This is a genomic window from Bradyrhizobium huanghuaihaiense (assembly GCF_025200885.1).
Taxonomy (GTDB): domain Bacteria; phylum Pseudomonadota; class Alphaproteobacteria; order Rhizobiales; family Xanthobacteraceae; genus Bradyrhizobium; species Bradyrhizobium huanghuaihaiense.
The window spans coordinates 6,729,262-6,752,810 of record NZ_CP104172.1 but is presented as its reverse complement, the minus strand read 5'-3'; the positions used below and the strand labels follow the sequence as shown (position 1 = coordinate 6,752,810).

20 protein-coding genes and 1 pseudogene are annotated in these 23,549 nt (G+C 64.4%); 14 read left to right on the top strand and 7 right to left on the bottom strand.

The window, feature by feature from the left end:
* Positions 1 to 36 precede the first annotated feature (36 nt).
* Positions 37 to 1,212 (bottom strand): TAXI family TRAP transporter solute-binding subunit, encoded by a 1,176-nt coding sequence (locus N2603_RS31865; RefSeq protein WP_260385250.1) that lies wholly within the window; start codon positions 1,210 to 1,212, stop codon positions 37 to 39.
* Between the two features lie 173 nt (positions 1,213 to 1,385).
* Positions 1,386 to 2,069, bottom strand: coding sequence for a GntR family transcriptional regulator (locus N2603_RS31860; RefSeq protein WP_260385249.1), 684 nt, complete (start codon positions 2,067 to 2,069; stop codon positions 1,386 to 1,388).
* A gap of 174 nt (positions 2,070 to 2,243) precedes the next feature.
* Here N2603_RS31860 and N2603_RS31855 point away from each other — a divergent pair, with 174 nt between their 5' ends.
* The 4 genes from N2603_RS31855 to N2603_RS31840 all read left to right on the top strand — a co-directional run bounded on the left by N2603_RS31855 (position 2,244) and on the right by N2603_RS31840 (position 7,063).
* Entirely contained in the window at positions 2,244 to 3,959 is a 1,716-nt protein-coding gene (locus N2603_RS31855; protein ID WP_260385248.1) for an IlvD/Edd family dehydratase, read from the top strand.
* A gap of 55 nt (positions 3,960 to 4,014) precedes the next feature.
* Positions 4,015 to 5,010: a TRAP transporter substrate-binding protein gene (locus tag N2603_RS31850; RefSeq protein WP_260385247.1), complete on the top strand. Its 996-nt coding sequence runs from the start codon at positions 4,015 to 4,017 to the stop codon at positions 5,008 to 5,010.
* Positions 5,011 to 5,147: 137 nt separating this feature from the next.
* The gene (locus N2603_RS31845) at positions 5,148 to 5,726 is read left to right on the top strand and encodes a TRAP transporter small permease (RefSeq protein ID WP_260385246.1); all 579 of its coding nucleotides are present in this window, start codon (positions 5,148 to 5,150) and stop codon (positions 5,724 to 5,726) included.
* Entirely contained in the window at positions 5,723 to 7,063 is a 1,341-nt protein-coding gene (locus tag N2603_RS31840) for a TRAP transporter large permease (protein WP_260385245.1), read from the top strand. The genes N2603_RS31845 and N2603_RS31840 overlap by 4 nt, the downstream gene beginning before the upstream one ends.
* Here the strand turns inward: N2603_RS31840 and N2603_RS31835 are convergent.
* Together N2603_RS31835 and N2603_RS31830 are read right to left on the bottom strand one after the other, a co-directional pair.
* The gene (locus tag N2603_RS31835; RefSeq protein ID WP_260424308.1) at positions 7,023 to 7,565 is read right to left on the bottom strand and encodes a histidine phosphatase family protein; all 543 of its coding nucleotides are present in this window, start codon (positions 7,563 to 7,565) and stop codon (positions 7,023 to 7,025) included. The two genes, N2603_RS31840 and N2603_RS31835, sit on opposite strands and share 41 nt — an antisense overlap.
* 57 nt (positions 7,566 to 7,622) lie before the next feature.
* Positions 7,623 to 8,417, bottom strand: a complete 795-nt coding sequence (locus N2603_RS31830) for an enoyl-CoA hydratase/isomerase family protein (protein WP_260385244.1) — start codon at positions 8,415 to 8,417, stop codon at positions 7,623 to 7,625.
* Positions 8,418 to 8,646: 229 nt separating this feature from the next.
* On the opposite strand from N2603_RS31830, the gene N2603_RS31825 reads away from it, so the two are divergent.
* On the top strand, positions 8,647 to 9,867 hold the full coding sequence (locus N2603_RS31825) for an NAD(P)/FAD-dependent oxidoreductase (RefSeq protein ID WP_260385243.1): 1,221 nt from the start codon (positions 8,647 to 8,649) through the stop codon (positions 9,865 to 9,867).
* A gap of 304 nt (positions 9,868 to 10,171) precedes the next feature.
* Here the strand turns inward: N2603_RS31825 and N2603_RS31820 are convergent, their stop codons facing one another.
* Both N2603_RS31820 and N2603_RS31815 read right to left on the bottom strand, forming a co-directional pair.
* A complete protein-coding gene (locus N2603_RS31820) occupies positions 10,172 to 11,077 on the bottom strand; it encodes a ribokinase (protein ID WP_260385242.1) in 906 nt (301 codons plus the stop codon).
* 18 nt (positions 11,078 to 11,095) lie between these two features.
* On the bottom strand, positions 11,096 to 11,989 hold the full coding sequence (locus tag N2603_RS31815) for a sugar kinase (RefSeq protein WP_260385241.1): 894 nt from the start codon (positions 11,987 to 11,989) through the stop codon (positions 11,096 to 11,098).
* 205 nt (positions 11,990 to 12,194) lie between these two features.
* Between N2603_RS31815 and N2603_RS31810 the strand changes: the two genes are divergently transcribed.
* From N2603_RS31810 to N2603_RS31770, 9 genes and pseudogenes are all read left to right on the top strand, one after another.
* Positions 12,195 to 13,043, top strand: coding sequence for a VOC family protein (locus N2603_RS31810; RefSeq protein WP_260385240.1), 849 nt, complete (start codon positions 12,195 to 12,197; stop codon positions 13,041 to 13,043).
* A gap of 153 nt (positions 13,044 to 13,196) precedes the next feature.
* A complete protein-coding gene (locus N2603_RS31805; RefSeq protein WP_260385239.1) occupies positions 13,197 to 13,904 on the top strand; it encodes a TetR/AcrR family transcriptional regulator in 708 nt (235 codons plus the stop codon).
* A gap of 354 nt (positions 13,905 to 14,258) precedes the next feature.
* Entirely contained in the window at positions 14,259 to 15,068 is an 810-nt protein-coding gene (locus N2603_RS31800) for an ABC transporter permease (protein WP_260385238.1), read from the top strand.
* Between the two features lie 52 nt (positions 15,069 to 15,120).
* Entirely contained in the window at positions 15,121 to 16,113 is a 993-nt protein-coding gene (locus N2603_RS31795) for an ABC transporter substrate-binding protein (RefSeq protein WP_026312842.1), read from the top strand.
* A gap of 151 nt (positions 16,114 to 16,264) precedes the next feature.
* Positions 16,265 to 17,107 carry an ABC transporter ATP-binding protein gene (locus N2603_RS31790; protein ID WP_260385237.1) on the top strand — a complete coding sequence of 281 codons (843 nt, stop codon included), beginning with the start codon at positions 16,265 to 16,267 and terminating at the stop codon, positions 17,105 to 17,107.
* A 4-nt stretch (positions 17,108 to 17,111) separates the two neighbouring features.
* Positions 17,112 to 18,510: pseudogene (locus N2603_RS31785) on the top strand (hypothetical protein).
* Positions 18,507 to 19,658: a Gfo/Idh/MocA family protein gene (locus tag N2603_RS31780; RefSeq protein WP_260385236.1), complete on the top strand. Its 1,152-nt coding sequence runs from the start codon at positions 18,507 to 18,509 to the stop codon at positions 19,656 to 19,658. Before N2603_RS31785 ends, N2603_RS31780 begins: the two are co-directional and overlap by 4 nt.
* 130 nt (positions 19,659 to 19,788) lie before the next feature.
* On the top strand, positions 19,789 to 20,979 hold the full coding sequence (locus N2603_RS31775; protein ID WP_260385235.1) for a dihydrodipicolinate synthase family protein: 1,191 nt from the start codon (positions 19,789 to 19,791) through the stop codon (positions 20,977 to 20,979).
* Positions 20,979 to 21,842, top strand: coding sequence for a sugar phosphate isomerase/epimerase family protein (locus N2603_RS31770; RefSeq protein WP_260385234.1), 864 nt, complete (start codon positions 20,979 to 20,981; stop codon positions 21,840 to 21,842). Before N2603_RS31775 ends, N2603_RS31770 begins: the two co-directional genes overlap by 1 nt.
* A gap of 107 nt (positions 21,843 to 21,949) precedes the next feature.
* Here the strand turns inward: N2603_RS31770 and N2603_RS31765 are convergent, their stop codons facing one another.
* The gene (locus N2603_RS31765) at positions 21,950 to 23,455 is read right to left on the bottom strand and encodes an adenylate/guanylate cyclase domain-containing protein (protein ID WP_260385233.1); all 1,506 of its coding nucleotides are present in this window, start codon (positions 23,453 to 23,455) and stop codon (positions 21,950 to 21,952) included.
* Positions 23,456 to 23,549 lie beyond the last annotated feature (94 nt).

Here is a 23,549-nt window from a genome sequence, read left to right as displayed (position 1 = left end):
CGACAACTCCCGAGGTTTGTGTTTGCCAAAGTTTGCTCACTTGACCGGATTGCGTTCTCTCCAGCGCAGGAAATCCCGGAACAATTCTTCGTGGTCGGGTAGATCGGCGGTGGGCTTTCCCTCGAGGAACCGGCCGAACGCCTTGCGAAGCGCGGCTTCGCCTCCCGATTGCTGCTGGAGCCAGCGCTCTGCCGGTCGGAATCGTCGCCATCCGGGGAGCTGCGCGGCCAGGTTTACCTCGCGCCATTTAGGGTGATGGGCGTCGCTCAGAAATTCGGGAAAGCGCGTGAACAATGTCTGGACGAAGAATTCCAGCAACCGAAATCGCTCGTTGCCCCTCGGCCAGTTGTAGGCGAAGAGAGCTGATTTGATCGCAATCGTGTCGACGCTCGCTTCGGCGGCGATCAAATTCGGGTAGTCCTTGTGGCGGAGCGTCGATGGCAGATAATCCTGTTGCAGCAGCTCCTTGAAGTAGGGGATCGGCACTATGTGAATACGATCGAGTTGCGAGACCTGCGTCAGGAAGCTGACCGGTTTTCCCGAGACCAGCAGAGCGGCGGAGAGATCTCCCTTCCTGAGACCATCCAGCGCGGCCTCCGGCCCCAGGTTCGACTCGATGATCTTGACGCCCAGATGGTTCAACACTTCCCGGCCGAGAATGGCGCCGGCACTGCCCTCGTCCCCAAGATTGACCCTCTTTCCCGACAGCTCCGCCAAGCTTCTGATATCCGCCCGCGCGAGAAGATGGAACTCCTCGATATGGAGCGGGACAATGTAGGTCAGCCTGTCAGAGATATCCCCGAAGGTCCTTGTCTCCCGGAGCCGGTCGACCAGGACGACGGGCGCGATCGCCACGTCGGCACCCGCGAGGGTGAGTACATCAAGGACGTTGCGGACACCGCCGTTTCCCACGATGGGCAGGACCCTCAATGCGACCTGGCCACGAGGACCGGTCTCCTGGCCGCTGGCGAGGGTGGTCGCAATGTCCTGAGCGATCGCGAATTCAGTGCATTGCGGCGAACCGGTTACGAATCCCACCGTATACGGGTCCGCAGGTCGTCCCGTTTCCTTCTTGGGGGTGTCTTCCTTTCTCGGAGACACCTTCGTGGATTCGCTCGGAGAAGCAGGCGGCCGCTTTTGCGCCAAAGAATCCTCGACCTGTCCGCCGAGCCAGGCTGCTGCAATCAATGCGATGAACAAACCGGTCCGCATCGCTCCGCAGACCCTCATTGTTCAACCCGCCCGGTCAGTCCTCCCTTGGGGCGACATGCTTCGAGAAACTGCCACCTACCGCGTCCGAAGTAAGACCGAGGCCAATGCTTGGCCTTCCAACGCGGCCGGGGCAGCGGCGTTCCGTGATGGATGCCTGCAGCAGAAGTTGCCGACTAGCGCCCGGCCTCACCCGCGATCCTTGCCAGATAATCCGACTTGCTGAACTGCATGTGATCGACGCAGAGCTGGGCCAGCGCCCAGCTGTCGCGGCCTTTGAGCAACTCGATCATCAGCTCGTGCTGGCGGCGCGATTGCGCGAGGCCCTCGCGGTCGGCGAGGTTTTTTGCGCGCATCGGCAGCGTCAGGTTCATGTAGTCCTGCAGCGAGCGCACCAGATAGGGATTGCCGCAGGCGGAGAACAGCGCGAGGTGGAAGGCGTCGTTGGCCTCGTGGATGCCGCGCAAATCCTGCACGTCGGCCTTGACGCAATATTGACGTTGCAGCGCGCTCAGCTCGTCGATCAGGCCTTGCGGTGCGGGCAGGGGGATCATCAGCGCGGCCTGCCGCGTCAGCATCTCCCTGACCTCGTAGATCTGCCGCACCTCCTCGGCCGAGTAGAACCGTACGGTGGCGCCGACATTCTTCTCGCGGCGGACGATGCCGCGCCGCTCCGCGTCCACCAGCGCCTGGCGGACGAAGTGCCGCGACGTGCCATAGCGCGACATCAGCGCGTCCTCGGTGAGGCGCGCGCCGGGCGCGAGGCGGCCGAAGATGATGTCTTCCTCCAGCCGCGCGACCACGTCATCCGGATCGTCGCGCCGGACCGTCATGGCGTCTGCGGTGTGTATGTCGGACATGCCCTCAGCCTCCCGGCCTCGAGCCGGTCCCGACTGTGGAGCAGGGAAGGCGAGGATTGTCAATAATCTGGTTGTTTGGCGGTGCCGCGGTCCAGAAAATGGCAATGCTGGCGCCTGTCTTATTGACAATCAGGGGGCAGGCTGTACCACAATGGCAACTTCAGGAGTGGCATGATGACGAGTGGTTTGCGCAAGGGTCTGACGAGCTACGGCGATGCCGGCTTTTCGCTGTTCCTGCGCAAGGCGTTCATCAAGGCCATGGGCTATTCCGACGACGCGCTGGAGCGCCCGATCGTCGGCATCACCAACACATATAGCGACTACAATCCCTGCCACGGCAACGTCCCGCAGATCATCGAAGCCGCCAAGCGCGGCGTCATGCTGTCGGGCGCCATGCCGTTCGTGTTCCCGACCATCTCGATTGCCGAGAGCTTTGCGCATCCGACCTCGATGTACCTGCGCAACCTGATGGCGATGGACACCGAGGAGATGATCCGCGCCCAGCCGATGGATGCGGTGATCGTGATCGGCGGCTGCGACAAGACGCTTCCCGCACAGGTGATGGCGGCGATCAGCGCCGACCTGCCGACCGTGGTCATCCCCGTCGGACCCATGGTGGTCGGCCATCACAAGGGCGAGGTGCTGGGCGCCTGCACCGACTGCCGCCGGCTGTGGGCGAAATATCGCGCCGGCGACATGGACGATGCCGAGATCGAAGCGGTGAATGGGCGCCTCGCGCCATCCGTCGGCACCTGCATGGTGATGGGCACCGCTTCGACCATGGCCTGCATGATCGAGGCCATGGGCCTGTCGCTGCCGATGAGCGCGACGATTCCCGCGCCGCATGCCGAGCGTTTTCGTCTGGCGGAAGCCAGCGGCAAGGTCGCCGCCGAGATGGCCAAGACCAAGGGCCCCAAGCCGAGCGAATTGCTCACACCCGCGTCTTTCAAGAACGCGCAGGTCGTGCTCCAGGCCATCGGCGGCTCGACCAACGGCTTGATCCATCTGACCGCGATGGCGCATCGCTCGCCGCACCGGCTCGACCTCGAAGCGTTCGACCAGATCGGCCGCGAGGTGCCGGTGCTGGTCGACCTCAAGCCATCCGGCGAGCACTATATGGAGCATTTCCATCATGCCGGCGGCGTGCCGAAATTGCTGGCGCAACTCGGCGACCTCGTCGATCTCGATGCCAAGACCGTCAGCGGCCAGACGCTGCGCGAGGTCGTGGCGAATGCCGAGGACGTGCCCGGTCAGGACGCCATCCGTCCGCGCGACAATCCGATCAAGAAGGAAGGCGGTCTTGCCGTCCTGCACGGCAACCTTGCGCCGCGCGGTGCCGTCATCAAGCAGTCCGCGGCGAGCCCAAAACTGTTGAAGCACACCGGGCGCGCGGTGGTGTTCGAATCCGTCGAGGACATGACGTTGCGGGTCGACGATCCCGACCTCGACGTGAACTCCGATGACGTCCTGGTGCTGCGCAATGCTGGCCCGAAGGGCGCGCCGGGCATGCCCGAGGCAGGCTACCTGCCCATCCCGAAGAAGCTCGCGCGCGGCGGCACCAAGGACATGGTGCGCATTTCCGATGCGCGCATGAGCGGCACCGCGTTCGGCACCATCGTGCTGCACATCACCCCGGAATCCGCCGTTGGCGGGCCGCTGGCGCTGGTGAAGAACGGCGACATGATCAGCCTCGATGTGGCCAAGCGCAGCATCGAGCTGCTGGTCGACGCCGCCGAGCTGGAGCGCCGCCGCGCCGCCTTGAAGCCGGCCGCTGCACCCGAGGAGGCGCGGCGCGGCTACGCCTGGCTGTTCAACGAGACCATCATGCAGGCCGATGAGGGCTGCGATTTCGACTTCATGCAGAGGACTGGGAAGACCGAGAAGGGCTGATAGCAAGCGAACGCTCAGACTGCACAAGCGGCGGGCGATAAAACAGGGGGAAACGATGATTGCACGATCCATGCGTGGGTTGGTGGCTGTGGCCGCCGTACTTTTCGTCACGGGGGCCGGGGCACAGGAGGTGAAGCATTATCGCTTCGCCTATGACCAGCCGCGCAACACCGGCTATTCCATCGCGGGTGACCTCTTCGCCGAGAAGCTCAAGGAACTGAGCAAAGGCACCATGATCATCGACCAGTATCCCGGCGCGCAGCTCGGGCAGGAGCCGCAGGTGCTCCAACTGGTGAAAGCCGGCGACGTCGAATTCGCCATCATCTCCTCCGCCAACACCGCGACGATCTCGCCGCAGGCCGGCGTGATGTCGCTGCACTTCCTGTTCCGCGACGAGAACCATGTCATCAAGGGCCTCGCCGATCCCCGCGTGTTCGAAGCGCTCAAGACCATGATCGACGAGACCACGCAGGGCCTGCACGTGATCGCAACCGGCTCGCAGGGCGTGCGCCACATGTACTCCAAGAAGGAGATCCACAATGTCGGCGACGTCAAGAGCCTGAAGGTCCGCGTGCAGGCGACCGCGACCGAGGACACCATGTTCCCGGCCTACGGCGCCCAGACCGTGCACATGCCGTTCGGCAGCGTCTACACCAGCTTGCAGACCGGCGTGGTCGACGTCGCCGAGAACAGCATCAACGTCTACCTCGTCAACAAGCACTACGAGGTCGCGCCCGTCCTCAACATCACCGAGCACGAAGCCAACAATGCGCTGGTGTTCATCTCCGACAAGCTCTGGCAGAGCCTGTCGGCCGAGCAGAAGCAGTGGGTGCAGGCCGCGGCCAACGAGATCAGCACCAAGGAGCCTGCAAAGGCATTCGAGCTGGAGCGTACGGCGGCCGACAAGCTTAAGAAGATGGGCGTGAAGATCGTCGACAACGTCGACAAGAAGACCTTCACGGCGATCGCCGATCCCTATCTCGACAAGCTCGCCAAGGATCTCGGCCCGCACGCCGAGAAGATCAAGAATTTGATCCGGTCGATTAATTAGGCCTCTTGCTCCGAGTCGTCCCGGCGAAAGCCGGGACCCATACGCCGCAGCGGAGCTTGGGGCACGACAACAGTCAGCTTGCTTTCATCATAACGGCCTGGGGTTATGGGTCCCGGCCTTCGCCGGGACGACATTGAATGGCCATCGCCGACAAACTGCTCGTTCAACGCCAACGCCACCTGAAATGGCGCGCGCTCGATTGGCTCGAGCTTGCGTTGATGATCCTCTGCGGCGTGCTGTGCTTCGGCTTCTCGCTGTCGGTGACCGCCGACATCGTCACCCGCACCATCGGCCATCCCTGGCTGTGGCTGCAGGAGGTGACCTCGACGCTCTTCATCTACGCGATCTTCGTCGGCACGGCGGCCGCGACCCGGCGCAACGACCACCTCTATCTCACCGCCATCTCCGAGGCGATGCATGGAACGCCGCGGCTGATCGTCGAGGTGATCATCCGCCTCGTCGTGCTCGGCGTTGCCTTCTGCCTGATCTGGTACGGCTATCAGAACTATCTGCGCGGCTTCGGCAGCTTCCGTCTGCCCTCGGGTACGCCGATCGCCTCGCTTTACGCGATCATTCCGCTCTCGGGCGTGCTGATCGGCCTGTTCACCATCGAGCAGCTCGTCAACGGCCTGCGCAACGGCTTTGACCACCCCGAGCCGCCCGAGGAAGATGCTGCGCCAGGTCTCACCGAGGCACAGATGAGGGCGCAGCCGTGAGCGCACCTGTCGTCCTGGCTTTGATGTCGATCTGCTTCCTGTCGTTCGGCTATCTCGGCGTGCCCGTGCCGTTCTCGCTGATGGCCGGCGTCTTCATCGGCGCGATCCTGTCCGACGTCTCGCTCGCCGCCATCATCCAGAAGATTTTTGACGGCGTCGATTCCGAGGCGCTGCTGGCCATTCCGTTCTTCCTCTTGGTCGGCGAGCTCATGAGCTCGGCCAACGTGGTGGTACGAATAGCTAATCTGTCGGTGTCGCTGGTCGGGCATATCAGGGGCGGGCTGTCGCAGGTCGTGGTCGTCTTCAGCATGTTCTTCTCGGAAATGTCGGGCTCGACCACCGCCGACGTCGCGGTGATGAGCCGCGCGCTGGGCGGCCCGATGAAGCGCGAGGGCTACGAGCCGGCCTTCATCGCCGCGATCATCGCCTCCGCCTCGACCATCGCGGCGCTGGTGCCGCCGAGCATAACGGCGGTGGTCTACGGTGCCGTCGGCAACGTCTCGATCGCCGGCCTGTTCATGGCGGGCGTGGTGCCCGGCCTGATGATCGGCTTCGGCCTGATGATCTATTGCTATTTCTTCGGCCCGTCGGGCCTGCGCAAGCCGCGCGCGCCGCTGCGGCAGGTGGTGTTCGCGGCGGGCGACGCGGCCCTGCCGCTGATGATCCCGGTCATCCTGTTAGGCGGCATCCTCACCGGCTGGTTCACGCCGACGGAGGCGGGCGTCGTCGCCGTGGTCTGGATCATCCTGGTCGTGATCCCCGCGCTCAACCGCGGGCATATCAGGAAGATTCCTTACGATTTCTGCCTCGCCGGCCTGATCTTCTCGCTGCCGCTGATCACGATCGGCGCCGCCAATGCCTTCGGCTGGATGCTCGCTTACTTGCGCGGCGCGACCTACATCGCCGAGTGGATCACCTCCATTGCCGGCAACGATCCGCATCTGATCATGCTGCTGATGGTGCTGCTGTTCACCGTGGTCGGCGACTTCATCGAGCCGGTCCCGACCATCATCATCTTCATGCCGCTGGTCAACGCCCTGACGGAGGCCGGCGACATCAACGCCGTGCACATGGGCGTGGTGCTGATCGCAACTCTCGCCTTCGGCCTGATTACGCCGCCTTATGGGCTCGTCTTGCTGATGGCCTCGAAATTCGTCGGCATCAGCTTCGCCAAGGCGCTACGTGCGGCATTGCCGATCTACGTGGTGTTCCTGGCAACGATCGCGTTTGCGATCTATTTCCCGAGCGTGGTGCTGTGGCTGCCGCGGCACGTGCTCCCTGAATCGGTCGGCTGCTTCAAGTCGCCGGCGGGGACGGGCTATATCTGTCCGCAATAGCGACCTGCTCGACACGCCATTGCGCCTGCTCGTGCACGTAGCGGAACGGCGTGCCGTGGCTGTTCTTGAAGTAGCTGCCGCACAGCGCGTTCGCCATGCCCTGCATCACCGCGTCGTGGCAGACGAACAGGAGGTTGTCGTCAGGATGACGCGCGAGCCACGTCGAGACGCAGGCCAGCGAGCGTCCGGTCATGGCGTCCCAGTTTTCGCCGTCGGCCGGCAGGATCGAGACGAGGCCCGTCGCCGAGGTGACGCCGTGCTTGATCATGAGGTCGCGGACGGGCAGGCCCTCGAAGCTGCCGAAATCGAACTCGATGATGCCGTCGTCGATCGCGAGCGGAACCGAGATCGCGGCCGCGATGATCTCGGCCGTTCGCGCCGCGCGCACCAGCGGGCTTGCGACGATGCGGCTGATGCCGGCCCCGCGCAGCATCTCCGCGGCCTCGTGCGCCTGCCGCAGGCCGTCCTTGTTCAGCGGATTGTCGGTGCGGCCCTGGAACAGACCCTTGCGATTCCAGTCGGTCGCGCCGTGACGCAGGCCGTAGAAACTGCGCGCGGGTCACTTCGACTTGCTCGTGAACTTCTTCACGGCGGTGCGGAACGCTTCCGTGTTCATCGCCATGATGATCTTGTGCTCCTCGGCATCGAGCTGCTGTTTTACGGGCGTGGTGGTGGCCGCATGGACCAGCGACTTCGTGCCGGCGATTGCCGCCGGCGGATTCTGCGCCAGCCGCTCGGCGAGTTGTCGCGTCGCCGCCTTCAATTCCGCGGCGGGAACGGTCTTGGCGACGAGGCCCCATTCATAGGCCTGCTGCGCGGTAAAGTTGTCCTCGGCGAGAAAGATCTGCAGCGCGCGGCGGGAGCCGACCGTGCCGACGATCCCGACTGTGGAGCCGCCATCCGGCGACACGCCGATCTTGGCATAGGCCGGCGTGAACTTGGCATCGTCAGCGGCGATGCAGAGATCGGTGACGAAGGCGAGGCCCATGCCGGCGCCGGCGGCTGAGCCGTGCACGCTCGACAGCGAGATTTTTGGCATGCGCCTGACGATCTCGATGAAGGCATGATAGTGCTTGAGCAGCTCGCCGACGACAGGCGTCACCGTGCCCGCTTCGGCAGCGGCGCCGATCGTTTGCAGATCGCCGCCGGCTGAGAAAGCGCGGCCCTCGCCCTCGATCACCAGGACCCTGATGGCATCGTCGCCTTCGATATAGGCCGCGAGCTGCTCGAGCTTCTCCGCGATCGGAAGATTGATCGAGTTGAACGCTGTGGGGCGGTTGAGCGTGATGGTTGCAATCGGGCCGTCGATCCGCAGCAGGGCGGGATCGTCGGGCTTTGAGACGGGAGCTGGCATCTGGAATATCCCCGGCATGAGGTTCGTTGCTGCAACTAAATCGCAGAAGGGGAGGGGTGACAATCCCCGGCCGCCGCTCTTGCGCCGGGCGGAACGATAGGCTCAAATGGGCTTGCCTTCGCCAAGGGACGGACACGAGCGCCGGCTCCTCGAAAGGCCCGCAAACCAAAATCAGTGAGAGAGGAGACGACATGGGTCACGCTCGTGTCTCCGGAAGTGGGCTGCTGCAATGACTGGCGGTCCGGTGATCATCGTCGGTGCCGGCCATGGCGGCTACCAGGTCGCGGCATCCCTGCGCCAGGCGGGCTTTTCCGAGCGCATCTGCCTGATCAATGACGAGGCGCATCTGCCTTATCAGCGGCCGCCGCTGTCCAAGGGCTACATCAAGGGGGCGGCCGGGCCGGAAAGCCTGATGTTCCGTCCCGAAAAATTCTACCAGGACCAGAAGATCGAGCTGATCGCGGGCCGCGCCGTGTCGATCGACCGCGCCGGGCACAAGGTGCTGCTCGCGTCCGGCGAGACGCTGCCTTACGGCCATCTCGTGCTGGCCACCGGCGCGCGCAACCGGTTGCTCGATCTGCCCAATGCCAATCTGCCCGATGTGAAATATCTGCGGATCCTCGACGACAGCGAGGCGCTGCGGGCGATCATGCCGTCGAAGACGCGCGTCGTGATCATCGGCGCCGGTTTCATCGGGCTCGAATTCGCCGCCACCGCGCGGATCAAGGGGCTCGAGGTTGACGTGCTCGAGCTCGCCCCGCGCGTGATGGCGCGCGCGGTGACATCAGAGGTCTCCGAGTATTTCCAGGAGCGCCATCGCGAGGCCGGCATCCGCATCCATCTCGGTGTGCAGGCCACCTCCATCGAAGCGGAGGGCGGCAAGGTCACCGGCGTCTCCTTGAGCGACGGCCGGCATCTGCCCGCCGACCTCGTCGTGGTCGGCGTCGGTGTGCTGCCGAACATCGAGCTCGCGGCCGAGGCGGGGCTCCCCGTCGCCGCCGGCATCATCGTCGACGAATATCTGTCGACGACCGATCCGAACATTTCTGCCATTGGCGATTGCGCGCTGTTCGCAAGCCCCCGCTTCGGTAGCTCGCTGCGGCTGGAATCGGTGCAGAACGCCACCGACCACGCCCGCTGCCTCGCCGCGCGGCTGACTGGCGACAAGAAACCGTACGACAGCCATCCCTGGTTCTGGAGCGACCAGGGCGACGACAAGCTCCAGATCGCCGGCCTCACCACCGGCTACGACCGCGTCGTGCTGCGCGGCGATCCCGCCAGGAAGGCGTTTTCCGCATTCTGCTATCACGGCGACAGGCTGCTCGGCATCGAATCCATCAACCGCGCCGGCGATCACATGTTCGGCCGCCGGCTGCAGGCCATGGACCGCTCGATCACGCCGGAACAGGCCGCGGACGAAAGCTTTGATTTGAAGAGCGCGCTGGCGTGAGATTTTCTCCCTCTCTCCGCAGGCGGCAGGGCAATCGCATCTGACGCGCACGATGCTGCGGCATCGGCGCTGGGCTCCCTCTCCCGCTTGCGGGGGAGGGCTGGGGTGGGGGTGTCTCCGCGTTGGGATTGTTGAATTGAGGAGGGCGTCTCCGCGTGGCGAGAGCCCTTACCCGCCGCGCTCTGCGAGCGCGTCGGCCTCTCCCGCAAGCGGGAGAGGCGGAGCTAGCTCGCGGCCAATCTTCGTGAAATCCATATGCGATAGCCCTGCCGCAGGCGGGGAGAGGCGAAGAAAGTGCCGCGATCTACAGAACAGCCGCAACCTCCGCGGCCGTCGGCATCGACGGCCCGGCGCCCATGCGCTGCACGGAGATCGAGGCGGCGGCGTTGGCGAAGGTGAGCGCGGCACGTAAAGGCACGCCATCCGCCAGTTGCGCCGCCAGCGCGCCCACAAAGCAGTCGCCGGCGCCGGTGGTGTCGACCGCCTTCACCGCGCGGCCTGCCACTGAAAGCTCCTCGCTGGCAGCGAGCGCCAGCACGCCGCGCTTGCCGAGCGTGATGCAGATAGTCTGGTCTTCGCGTGCCTGAAGTTTTCTTGCGACGTCCATGATCCGCGCCGCGGTATCGTCTTCAGTCAACTCGGCGCCTGCGAGGAGGCCGAGCTCGGTCTCGTTCAGCACGAGGGTGTCGACGAGCGCGAGCAGCCCGCTCGACATCTTCTGTGCGGGAGCCGGGTTGAGCACGGTCACGGCGCCCGCCTCACGCGCCCGCGCAAAGAACGCGGCAATCGTCGGCAGCGGGATCTCGAACTGGCTGACGGCAACATCGCCCTTCGCCAGCGGAACGGTCGCGACGTCCTCCGCGCGGACCAGCGCGTTGCTGCCGGGAATGACGACGATAGTGTTGTCGGACTCGGCGACCGTGATGATCGCGGTACCGGTATGCGTGTCGGCCTCGCGCACCGAGCCGAGATCGACGCCCTGAGCACCCAGGAATGTCCTCAGCTCTGCCCCGAACGAATCCTTCCCCAGTCGCCCGATCAGCGTGGTCTTCGCACCCAGCCGTGCCGCCGCTACCGCCTGGTTTGCGCCCTTGCCGCCCGGAAAATACAGCACCTCGCGGCCGGCGATGGTCTCGCCGACTTTCGGGTGGCGATCGGCCGTCGCCACCACGTCCATGTTGATGCTGCCGGCCACGAAGACGCGCCCCATAACGTCCCCTCGCGAAATCTAGACCCGAACCTCGAACTCGTGCCTGACCTTGGCGATGTCGACAAGGGTCGGCAGGCCCGCCTCGTTGCCGAGGCGCTGGATCTTGAAGGTGGAGGCGGCGCGCGCAAAGTCAAAATGCTCGCGCCAGCTTTTGCCGGGATGGGCGAGGTAGGAATAGACATAGGCGCCGTGGAACACGTCGCCGGCGCCGTTGGTGTCGATCACGCGCTCGCGCGGGATCGGCATCGCCGGCATGGTCTCGACCGCGCCGGTCTCGTTGTACCAGAGCAGGCCCTTCTCACCCATGGTGACGCCGCCGATCTTGCAGCCGCGGCTCTTCAAATAGTCCAGCATCTTCTCCGGCGTCAGGTCCATCTGCTCGCACAGGCGCTCGGCGACGATGGCGACGTCGATATATTCCAGCAGCTCATGCGTGTTGGTGCGCAAGCCGCCGCCGTCGAGCGAGGTCAGGATGCCGGCCTCGCGGCACACCTTGGCGTAGTGGATCGCCGCATCGGGCTGGTGCCCGTCGACATGCAGCGCGCGGCAGCCGCCGAGATTGAGCATCGGGAAGGGGTGAATGTGGTGGTCGTCGCGGCAGCGGACGATGGCGCGCTTGCCGTCCTTGGGCATGATGAAGGACAGCGAAGACTGGTTCACCTTCCGCGCATGCAGCGAGATCGCGTATTTCGCGCACATGTCCTGGAACATGCGCCCCAGCCAGTCATTGGCGGCGGTGGCGATCAGATCCGGCACGATGCCGAGCTTGGCGCAGCAGAACGCCGCCGTCACAGCATTGCCGCCGAAGGAAACCGCGTAATCCGAGGCCACGTGCTTTTCGTCGCCGGTCGGCATGTGGTCGGTGATGAAGACGACGTCGATATAGGTCTGTCCGATAAAGAGAGCCTGCATTGTTTGTCCGTGATGCGCTGGGTGGTCCCGACCGGCTACTTACCTTAGCACCGCTTCGGCGGGAGCCAAAATATTCGCAAAGTCATGGCGGTAGACGCTTGAGGTCGGCCTGGGGGCGGAATACGACCGTGGCTGGGCGAGCTGCCCGGGCAGAGCCAACGACCTCGCGGGCGCTTCGGTTCCGGCCCGTTGCGGAGGAGGGAACATGATCAGCGGCCTCGATCACATCGTCGTTCTGGTCAGGGATATCGGTGCGGCCAGGGCGGCCTATCAGACGCTGCTCGCCCGCGCGCCGGCCTGGCAGAACTCGGGCGAGGGCGCCGACCGGGTGCTGTTCACTCTCGAGAACATGACGATTGAGCTGATGGCGCCGAGCGGCTTCAGCGTTACCGCCGACCGCATGCGCACGCTGCTGGACGACCAGGAGGGCGTGCTCGCCAGCCTGTGCTTTCGTGTCGCGGACATCGGCAAGATGCATCGCCGGCTGGAGCGGGTGGCGCTCAAGCCCGATCCGGTCGCCGAGGTCGAGAGCAGCGATGCCGCGACCGACGCCGTCCTGCACTGGAAGCGCACCCGCGCCGCCACGGAGCTGACGCGCGGCGTGCGCATGTTCTTCCTCGAGCTTGCCGAGGAGCGCCCCAAATCGGTTGCGACCGACATCGCGCCGATCGACGGGCTCGATCATGTCGTCATCACCACGGAGGATTCCGAGCGCGCCGCCGCGCTCTATGGCGCGCGGCTCGGGCTCGATCTCGCGCTCGACCGCTCGCACCAGGATTGGGGCCAGCTGATGTTCTTCCGCTGCGGCGACCTCATCGTCGAGGTGGTGCGCCGGCCTGTTGCGGGCGGCGATGCCGCGCGCGACCGTCTCTGGGGCCTGAGCTGGCGCGTCGCCGACATCGACGCCACCCGCGCCCGCCTGATCGCGGCCGGCCTCGACGTCACCGAGGTCCGCAACGGCCGCAAGCCCGGCACGCGGATCATGACGGTGCGGAGCGGGACGTGCGGGATCCAGACGGTGCTGCTGGAGCGCTCGCCGAAGCCGGTGGAGTGAGCGCAGGTCCGTCCACCCGTCATTGCGAGCGAAGCGAAGCAATCCAGAATCCCTCCGGGGTGACAATCTGGATTGCTTCGTCGCAAGGGCTCCTCGCAATGACGGCTTCCTCGTGCTACACGCTGACCCGAGACCACCCAGCGAGCACCCGGTTTGGCAAAGGCAAAGCGAACTCTGAAATGGCAGCGCGATCCCGAGGGGATGCGGCTGCGCATTCTCGAAGCCGCCAAGCAGGAGTTTTCCGCCCACGGGCTCGCCGGCGCGCGCGTCGACCGCATCGCGGCCAAGGCCGGCGCCAACAAGCGCATGCTGTACTACCACGTCGGCAACAAGGACGAGCTGTATCTGGCGGTGCTCGAAGGCGCCTATGACAAGATCCGCAGCGAGGAGCGCGGGCTCGATCTTGAGCATCTCGATCCGCCCGAGGCGATCCGCCGCCTGATCGAGTTCACCTGGAATTACTTCCTGCGCAACCCCGAATTCCTGTCGCTGCTGCAGACCGAAAACCTCGCGCGCGCAAAGCACCTGAAGAAATCGACCAAGGTCAAGTCGATGCATTCGCCCTTCGTCGAGATGATCCGCACCGTGGTGCGGCGCGGCGTCGACAGCGGCGACTTCCAGGTCGCGGTCGACCCGGTCCAGCTCTACATCTCCATTGCCGCGCTCAGCTTCTTCTATCTCTCCAACTCGGCGACCCTCAGCGTGATCTTCGGCCGCGACCTGCTCGACAAGAAGGCCAAGGACGAGCGGCTCGCCCACATGGCCGGCCTCGTGCTCGCTGCGCTGACCGGGCGTTCGGTGGAGCTGTTCGAGATCGCGAAAGCGCCGAAATCGCGCAGCGCGGTGGCGCAGACGGTGTAGTCCGTAGCCCGGATGGAGCGCAGCGCAATCCGGGACTCCTGTCGCTGGTGGCACCGACCCCGGATTACGCTTCGCTCCATCCGGGCTACGAGGCAATGACCTCGCACCTTGCTCCGTCATTGCGAGCGTAGCGAAGCAATCCAGAATCTTTCCGCAGCGGCAGTCTGGATTGCTTCGCTGCGCTCGCAATGAGGTGGCGGCGGCGGGCCCAAATCGTGCTCTCGTGCTCCCGACGTAGCGCTGCCGCCACAAACGCCGGAACCCGGCGCAAAACGTCACAGGGAGACCCCTAGACAGTATTTATCCAACGGGTTAATTTCTCCCCACAACGAAGAAGACTGCCGGGAGTGAAAATTGGCCGAGCCGAAGCCACAGGGTGCGATCTCCAAATTGCTGAATGCGGCCTGGGTTCGGCCGTTCTTGTTCCTCGTCTTCATCGTCGTCGCCTGGGATCTCGCGATCCGGCTGTTCAGGATCCCCGCCTACCAGATCCCGTCGCCGGGCGATGTTCTCGCCGTGCTGCGCACGGAATGGCCGGAACTGCTGCGGCAGTCCTGGCCGACCACCTATGCGACCGTCTGCGGCTTCCTGCTATCGGCGCTGTTCGGCATTCCCGTCGCGATGCTGATCGCGGGCTCGAAGACGGTGGAGAGCTACGTCTATCCGCTGCTGGTGTTCTCCCAATCCGTGCCGAAGATCGCGATCGCGCCGCTGTTCGTGGTGTGGTTCGGCTTCGGCATCATTCCCAAAGTCATTTCCGCCTTCCTGCTCGGCTTCTTCCCGGTGGTCGTCTCCGCCGTGCAGGGTTTCAAGTCGGTCGACCCCGACATGGTCGATCTTGCCCGCGCCATGCAGGGCAGCCGCCTGCAGGTGTTCCGTGCGGTGAACCTGCCGCATGCGCTGCCGGCGATCTTCTCCGGTCTGAAAGTCTCCGTGACGCTCGCCGTGGTCGGCGCCGTCGTCGGCGAGTTCGTCGGCTCCAATTCCGGCATCGGCTACGTCATGCAGCGCTCGATCGGCACCTTCGACCTGCCGACCATGTTCGCAGCGCTGGTGATCCTGGCGCTGCTCGGCGTGATCCTGTTCTGGATCGTGGACCGGATCGAGAAGCTGGTCATTCCCTGGCATGTGAGCCAGCGCGAGGACGTGATTTTCGCCTCTTAACTCAAGCAACGGCCATTAACGGCCGAAACATAACGACAAAGGGAGAGTGACGATGAAGCGGTGGATTGGGGCTGCATCTTTGGCGCTGATGGCGTTCGCGGTGTCGCCGGCGCAGGCGGCCGACAAGGTCGTGCTGATGCTGAACTGGTACGTCTATGGCGAGCACGCGCCGTTCTACTACGGCAAGGCCAAGGGCATCTATGCCGCCGAGGGCATCGACCTCGAGATCCAGGAGGGCCGCGGCTCGGCCGCGACCACGCAGGCCGTCGCCGCCAAGACCGCGGACTTCGGCTATGTCGACGTCCCCACCATGATGCGCGCCGCCATCAAGGGCGCGCCCGTGGTTGCGACCGGCGTGCTGCTGCAAACGAGCCCGATGTCCGCCATGGGCTTCGTCGACAAGAACATCAAGAAGCCCGAGGACATCAAGGGCAAGACGGTGGCGATCACGCCGGCGGACTCCATGACCCAGATCTGGCCGCTGTTCCTGAAGAAGACCGGCCTGAAGGAGAGCGACTTCCAGACCGTCGCCGGCGACGGCCAGACCAAGCTCAACGCCGTCATCAACGGCCAGGCCGATCTGCTGCTCGGCTACGTCATGGACCAGTCGATGAAGATCAAGGATGCCACCGGCAAGGACGTCTATCCGATCAAGTTCGCCGACTACGGCATCAACATGGTCTCCTCGGGCATCATCGCCAACGCCGACTATGTGAAGGCCAATGCCGATCTCGTCCGCCGCTTCATGTCGGCGACGACCAAGGCGGTCGAGGCCGCCGAGAAGGAGCCGAAGGCCGCGGCGCAGGCGATCCTCGATGCCAATCCCAAGGGCGGCAAGATCGACACGCTGACGCAGGGCTTTGAGCTGACCATTCCGCTGTACCGGACCGCGGAGACCAAGGCCAAGCGGCCGTTTCAGGTCACCGACCAGAACATGACCGAGACCGTCAACCTGCTGGTCGAATATGGCGGCCTCGACGCCAAGGCCAAGGACAACCCGAAGGCCTTCTACACCAACGACTATCTGCCGAAGAGTGGCTCGTGAGCGACAAATTTCCGCTGTCGTCCCGGCGAAAGCCGGGACCCATAACCACCGGCTTTGATTGTTGCGGAAGGTCTCTCCCCGCGTGCTCGGACGCGCCGGCACGGCGTATGGGTCCCGGCCTTCGCCGGGACGACGGGCGGAGAGGGCTGTGATGAACCCTGCAACCAAACCGATCGACGTGCAGCCGGCCGCGCATCTGAGACTGGTGAGCGACCGGGCCGGCGATGCGTCGGGCATCAAATTGTCCGGCGTGTCGAAAACCTACCGGACGCGCGACGGCGACGTGCCGTCGCTGCGGCCGCTCGATTTCCACATCAATGACGGCGAGTTCTTCGTCGTGGTCGGCCCTTCCGGCTGCGGCAAGTCCACGCTGCTCAAGCTGATCTCGGGCCTCTTGCCGCCGACATCGGGCGAGATCCTGGTCGAGGGCGAGAAGGTGACGACGCCGCACGGCAATGTCGGCATCGTGTTCCAGAACGCGCTGCTGCTGCCATGGCGCAACATCCTCAACAACGTGATGCTGCCGATCGACATGAAGCGGCTGCCGCGGCAGGAATATCTCGATCGCGCCAGGTCGCTGTTGAAGCTGGTCGGCCTCGAAGGTTTTGAGAAGAAGCTGCCCTGGCAGCTCTCCGGCGGCATGCAGCAACGCGCCTCGATCTGCCGCGCGCTGGTGCACGATCCCAGGATCATGCTGATGGACGAGCCGTTCGGCGCACTCGATGCGCTGACGCGCGAGCGCATGAATGTCGAGCTGATGCGGATCCAGCGCGAGACGAAGAAGACCGTGCTGCTGATCACGCATTCGATTCCCGAGGCCGTGTTCCTCGCCGACCGCGTGCTGGTCATGACCGAGCGCCCCGGCGCGGTCGCCGCGATCTACGACGTGCCGCTGCCGCGCCCGCGTTCGCTCGACGTGATGGCCGATCCGGTCTTCACCGAGCTCGTGCAACGCATCCGCAAGCATTTCTTCTCGCAAGGTTCGCTGGACTAAAACCATGGCGCCGCGCCTGAAGCTGCGAGACATCGCCTTCTTCGAACGCCCCGTGCATTTCGCGCGACCGTTCCGCTTTGGCGCGATCACGATCAACGCGACGCCGCAGCTGTTCGTGCGGGTCGAGATCGAGGTCGAGGGCAGGGGCGTTGCGGTCGGCGCCAGCGCCGAGCTGCTGGTGCCGAAATGGTTCGACAAGCGGCCTGAGCTGTCGCCGGCGCAGACGGTCGATGGCCTGCGACGGTCGCTGCAGATCGCGCGCGGACTTTATCTTGCGCGGACCGGATTCCAGACGGCGTTCGATCTGCATGCCTCGTGCATCGGAGCCCAGATCGCGACGTGCGCGAAAAAGAACATTCCGGCACTTGCTGCGGCTTATGGTCCCGCAGAGATCGACAAGGCGATCCTCGATGCGCTCTTGCGCGGCGTTGAAGCCAACTTCTTCGACGGCATGGCGGGCAACATCGCCGGCATCGATGCGCGACTTTCGCCGGATCTGAAGGACGCGGATCTCACGACGTTTCTCGCCGTGCGCAAACCGCTGCCGCGCGTTGCGATCAGGCATACCGTTGGCCTCGACGACACCGTCGAAGGTACGGGCGGTGTTGCCGATCCACATGAGAACGCCGGCGCGAGCCATTTCAAGCTGAAGCTGTCGGGCGATCCCGCAGCCGATGCGGCGCGGCTGGTACGTGTCGGCAAGGAGCTCGACACGCTCGGCCGCCATTACAAGGTCACGCTCGACGCCAACGAGCAGTATGCTGATCTCGCTGGGCTGCAGGCGCTGATGGATCGGCTCGACCGTGATTCGGCGCTGCGTCCGATCGCCTCGCACCTGCTCTATGTCGAGCAGCCGATGCCGCGCGACATTACGCGGCAATCGCCACTGGGTTCGCTGGCGGCGCGTGGCTTGATCATCGACGAGGCCGACGATTCCTACGATGCTTTCCCCGCAGCGCGGGCGCTCGGCTATCGCGGCATTTTCCTCAAAGTCCTGCAAGGGACTCTACAAGTCCATCGTCAACGCAACGCGCGCGGCGAAGTGGAGCACGGGCGGCGAAACCTTCTTCGTCACCGGCGAGGACCTGACCTGCCAGGTCGGCCTTGCCGTGCAGCAGGATCTCGCGCTCGGCGCCTTCATCGGTGTGACCCACGCCGAACGCAACGGCCACCACTATGTCGACGGTTTTGGCGAGACGCCCGCCGCCGAAGCCGCGGCCTTCGCCGCCGCGCACCCCGATCTCTACGCCGATGCCGGGCAGGGCATCCGCCTCAAGATTCACAACGGCGATCTCCTGACGGGATCGCTTCATGCAACGGGCTTTGCGACTTCGGTCCATCCGGACTGGTCGGCGCTCCGCCCGCTCGAACAGCCAGGATCACTTCAGGAGCAATTGGCATGACCACCCAACGCCTCGGCCTCATCATGAACGGCGTCACCGGCCGCATGGGGCTCAACCAGCATCTGATCCGCTCGATCGTCGCGATCCGCGAGCAGGGCGGCGTCCGCCTCAAGAACGGCGACCGCGTCATGCCCGATCCGATCCTGGTCGGCCGCAGCGCCGAGAAGGTCGAGGCGCTCGCCAAGCGCTACAATATCACCCGCTGGACCACCGATCTCGACGCCGCACTCGCCGACAAGAACGACACCATGTTCTTCGACGCCGCGACCACGCAAGCCCGGCCCGGTCTGCTGACCCAGGCCATCAACGCCGGCAAGCATGTCTATTGCGAGAAGCCGATCGCGACGAATTTCGAGGAAGCCGTCGAGGTCGTGAAGCTCGCCAACGCCAGTGGCGTCAAGCACGGCACGGTGCAGGACAAGCTGTTCCTGCCCGGTCTGAAGAAGATCGCCTTCCTGCGCGATTCCGGCTTCTTCGGCCGCATCCTCTCGGTGCGCGGCGAGTTCGGCTATTGGGTGTTCGAAGGCGGCTGGCAGGAGGCGCAGCGGCCGTCCTGGAACTACCGCGACGAGGACGGTGGCGGCATCATCCTCGACATGGTCTGCCACTGGCGCTACGTGCTCGACAACCTCTTCGGCAATGTCCAGAGCGTGGTCTGCATCGGCAACACCGACATCCCCGAGCGTTTTGACGAGCAGGGCAAGAAGTACAAGGCGACCGCCGACGATTCCGCCTACGCGACCTTCCAGCTCGAGGGCGGCGTCATCGCCCACATCAACATGTCCTGGGTGACGCGCGTCTATCGCGACGACCTCGTCACCTTCCAGGTCGACGGCACGCTCGGCTCGGCGGTCGCGGGACTTTCCGACTGCATGATCCAGGCGCGGCAGGCGACCCCGAGGCCGGTGTGGAATCCCGACGAGAAGCGGCTGCACGATTTCTACGGCGACTGGCAGAAGCTGCCCGACAACGTCACCTACGACAACGGCTTCAAGGAGCAGTGGGAGATGTTCATCCGCCACGTCTACGAGGATGCGCCCTACAAGTTCACGCTGCTCGAAGGCGCCAAGGGCGTGCAGCTCGCCGAATGCGCGCTGAAGAGCTGGAAGGAGCGGCGCTGGATCGACGTCGCTCCAATCAAGGTCTGAGGTTGATTGGATAAATGTCTGCTGAGCCGTCATTGCGAGCGAAGCAAAGCAATCCAGAGTCTTTCCGCAGAGGCAGTCTGGATTGCTTCGTCGCTTCGCCCCTCGCAATGACGGGGAGAGGTTCGAAATCATGAACAAGCCCGTCCCACCCATGTCGTCACTGTCACTCAAGCTGCCGAAGACCGATCGCTCGATCGAGACCTATCGTCTCGCGGCCTCGCGCACCTTTCCCGCAAAGCTCGAGGGACCGCTGAACCGCATTGCCTTCTCGGCCGTGCACACCGTCGCCGATCCCTTCGCGGACAACGATCCCTGGCTCTCGGTCGCGGTCGACTGGGACAAGACCATCGCCTTCCGCGAACACGTCTGGGACCTTGGTCTGGGCGTCGCCGAAGCCATGGACACCGCGCAGCGCGGCATGGGGCTGGACTGGCCGACCTCGCTCGAGCTGATCACGCGCTCGGTCGGCGCCGCCAAGCGCCGCAATGCGCTGGTGTTCTCCGGAGCCGGCACCGACCACCTCGCGGTCGAGGATGCCAGAACCATCGACGACGTCATCCGCGCCTATGAGGAGCAGATCTCGGCAGTCGAGAAGATCGGCGGCCGCATCATCCTGATGGCCTCGCGCGCACTGGCCAAGCTTGGCCGCAACGCTGACGATTACGCAAAAGTCTATGACCGCGTGTTGTCGCAGGTCCGCGAGCCCGTGATCATCCACTGGCTCGGCGACATGTTCGATCCGGCGCTGACGGGCTATTGGGGCACCAAAGACCTCGACAAGGCGATGGACACGGCGGTCGCCATCATCAACGGCAACGCCGCCAAGGTCGACGGCGTCAAGGTCTCGCTGCTGGACAAGCAGCGCGAGATCGATATGCGCCGGCGCCTCGACAAGCGCATCAAGATGTACACCGGCGACGACTTCAATTACGCGGAGCTGATCGCCGGCGACGAGAAGGGCTTTTCGCACGCGCTGCTCGGTATCTTCGATGCCATCGCGCCGGCAGCGTCCTACGCGCTGTCGCGGCTGGCGGCGGGTGACGAGGCCGGATTCCACGACGTGCTGGGGCCGACGGTGCCGCTGTCGCGCCACATCTTCAAGGCGCCGACGCGCTTCTACAAGACCGGCGTCGTGTTCATGGCTTACCTCAACGGCCACCAGGACCATTTCACCATGGTCGGCGGTCAGGAGAGCACGCGCTCCACGTTGCATCTGGCCGAACTGTTCCGTCTCGCCGACAAGGCCGGCCTGCTCGCCAATCCCGAACTCGCGACGCAACGGATGAAGACCGTGCTCGCCACCCACGGTATCGAATCCTGATGCGCGATTTCTCGTCTGACCACAGCTGGATGTCGCTGAACACGGCGACCGTCCGCAAGCAGGGTGACCTCGTCGAAATCATCGATGCCTGTGCGAGGCACGGCATCCGCGCCATCGATCCCTGGCGCGACCAGGTCGCTGCCGTCGGTCTCGACCGCGCCGCGCGCGCGGTGCGCGATGCCGGTCTCGATCTCTCAGGCTATTGCCGCGGCGGCATGTTCACCTCCGACACCTCGCGCCGGGGCGAGGTGCGCGACGACAACCGGCGCTGCGTCGATGAGGCCAAGGCGCTGGGTGCGTCCTGCATCGTGCTGGTCGTCGGCGGCCTGCCGCAATATTCGCGGCCGGGCAGCGAGGTCTCGAAAGATATCGCGGGAGCGCGCGGGCAGGTCGAGGAAGCCCTCGCCGAGATGCTCGACTACGCCAAACAGGCCAACCTGCCGCTGGCCATCGAGCCGCTGCATCCGGCCTATGCGGCCGACCGTGCCTGCGTGAACACCACAAAGCAGGCGCTCGACATCTGCGACCGGCTCGACCCCGGCCGCACCGGCATGCTCGGCGTCGCGCTCGATGTCTATCACATCTGGTGGGACCCGGAGCTGATGGGACAGATCGCGCGGGCCGGCAAGGATCGCCTGCTCGCCTTCCACGTCTGCGACTGGCTGGTGCCGACCAAAGACATCCTCAACGATCGCGGCATGATGGGCGACGGCGTCATCGACATCAAATCGGTGCGTCAAGCGGTCGAAGCGCAGGGCTTTGCCGGCTATTCGGAGATCGAGATCTTCTCCAATGACTGGTGGGGCAAGCCGATGGACGAAGTGCTTCGCACCTGCATCGCGCGGCACAAGACGGTGGTTTAGGCTCCGCGAGCGCGGCCCTGACGGACTGCGGCCCGTTGCAGCGTGCCTTCAGCTCACCCAGCGAGGCATGGAACTGGTCCAAGGCACCTCGGCAGGATTGCGCTCGTTCACGTCTGCGTCGGCGGGATTGTCATGCGATGGACTTCCATCTTTTGACCGATACCCTTCAGGTTCTCGTAGTCGCGCGACACCGAGCGCGAATTGACGATATCACCGACGCCAGGCGCCTCCATCGCGGTTGCACTGATGCAAACTTCGTTGACATCGGCGAGACCTTGCACGCGTGCGGCGATATTCACGTCCTGTCCGAAATAGTCGATCCGGTCGTTGAGCGTCACCGCAATCGCCCGACCCTTGTGGACGCCGACCTTGAGGCCCAGCGGCCGTGAAGCGGTCCGGTTGAATCGCGACAGTTCTTCGATCATCTCGACTGAGGCGCAAACGGCGTCCTGGGGACGCTCGAACCCGGCCATGACTGCATCGCCGATCGTCTTGATAATGGTGCCGGATCGTTCCCGGATGATCCTGTTCAAGATCTCAAAGTGCTGACGGACCAGGAAATACGCGTTCACGTCACCAACGCTTTCATACAGCGGGGTCGACTGCTTCAGATCGGTGAACAGGAAAGTCATGTCCGAGACCTTGATGCTCTCGCCCTCATCCACCACCTGCGCCTTGTACAGTTCGCGGAAGCTCGGGGTGAGCAGCAACCGCTTGCCGGACAGAAACGGTTCATATTCGACCCGATGGGGCTCGAAACCGAAGGGGTACTGGACGAACCAGAAGCGGCCGCGATCGCCAGTACGGTTCTCGATCCGGATGGTGTGCTTGCCCGGGCTGAGATCGGCCGTCTGCCGGAACGAAAACCGTCCGTCGCCGAGGACGATGTCTCGCGGTGCCGTTGGCCGGTCCGGTAGCAGAAAGCGACCCGACTCGAGCTGGACCAGCGTCTCCTGCGGCTCTGCTGGCGCCCCGTTCGCGAAGAAGACCAGAAGGAGTTTGTGGCTCAAATCCAGCACCTCGAAGCGGCCAGGCGTGACCTCGAAGTCGAAGCTGCGGTGCTCATGCGCCTCGATATCGGCGAATCCCCGTGAGAGCGCGGCAACGAGCTGCTGGTGCGTCATTCCGTGCGGAGCGATGAAGCCTTTGGAAAAGTTGTAGCGCAGGTAAAAATCCTCGACAGACAGCCTTTCGGGATGGCGGAATATGATGTCGCGGACGCCGCTCGAGACTGTAAATGCGACCTGGATGTAGTCGTCCAGCGCCACATCGTTGATCGCGTTGCAGAACGCGCACTGAAAGCGTGGATGGACCTGGTCGAGCTCGCGGAAGCTGCCGGCGACCTGCGGGCAATAGGCGCAGATCAGCAACCAGTCCATATCGAACAGGCCCACCTTGGCAGCGTGCACGAACAGCCCGATCGCGTCTGCCTCGGACATGCCGACGGCGCGGCCGTATTGGATGGGATTGACGCGAAGAAGATCGTAGTCGCCGGCGGTCCGGATGAAGCGCTCGAGCTCCGGCAGAACATTCGGTGCCCAGCTTCTTGCCGCTCCGAGCGCGGCGAGCCGCTGGCTCAGGAGACTCTCGTTGACTGGAGACGGGACATTCATCTCACGCTCCCTACCTGATGGGCTGACGACGCTATTGGTGTCTCCGGGTGCGGCTATACCTTCGCGAAGTCCTGGCTGTGTCGCTGCGCACACC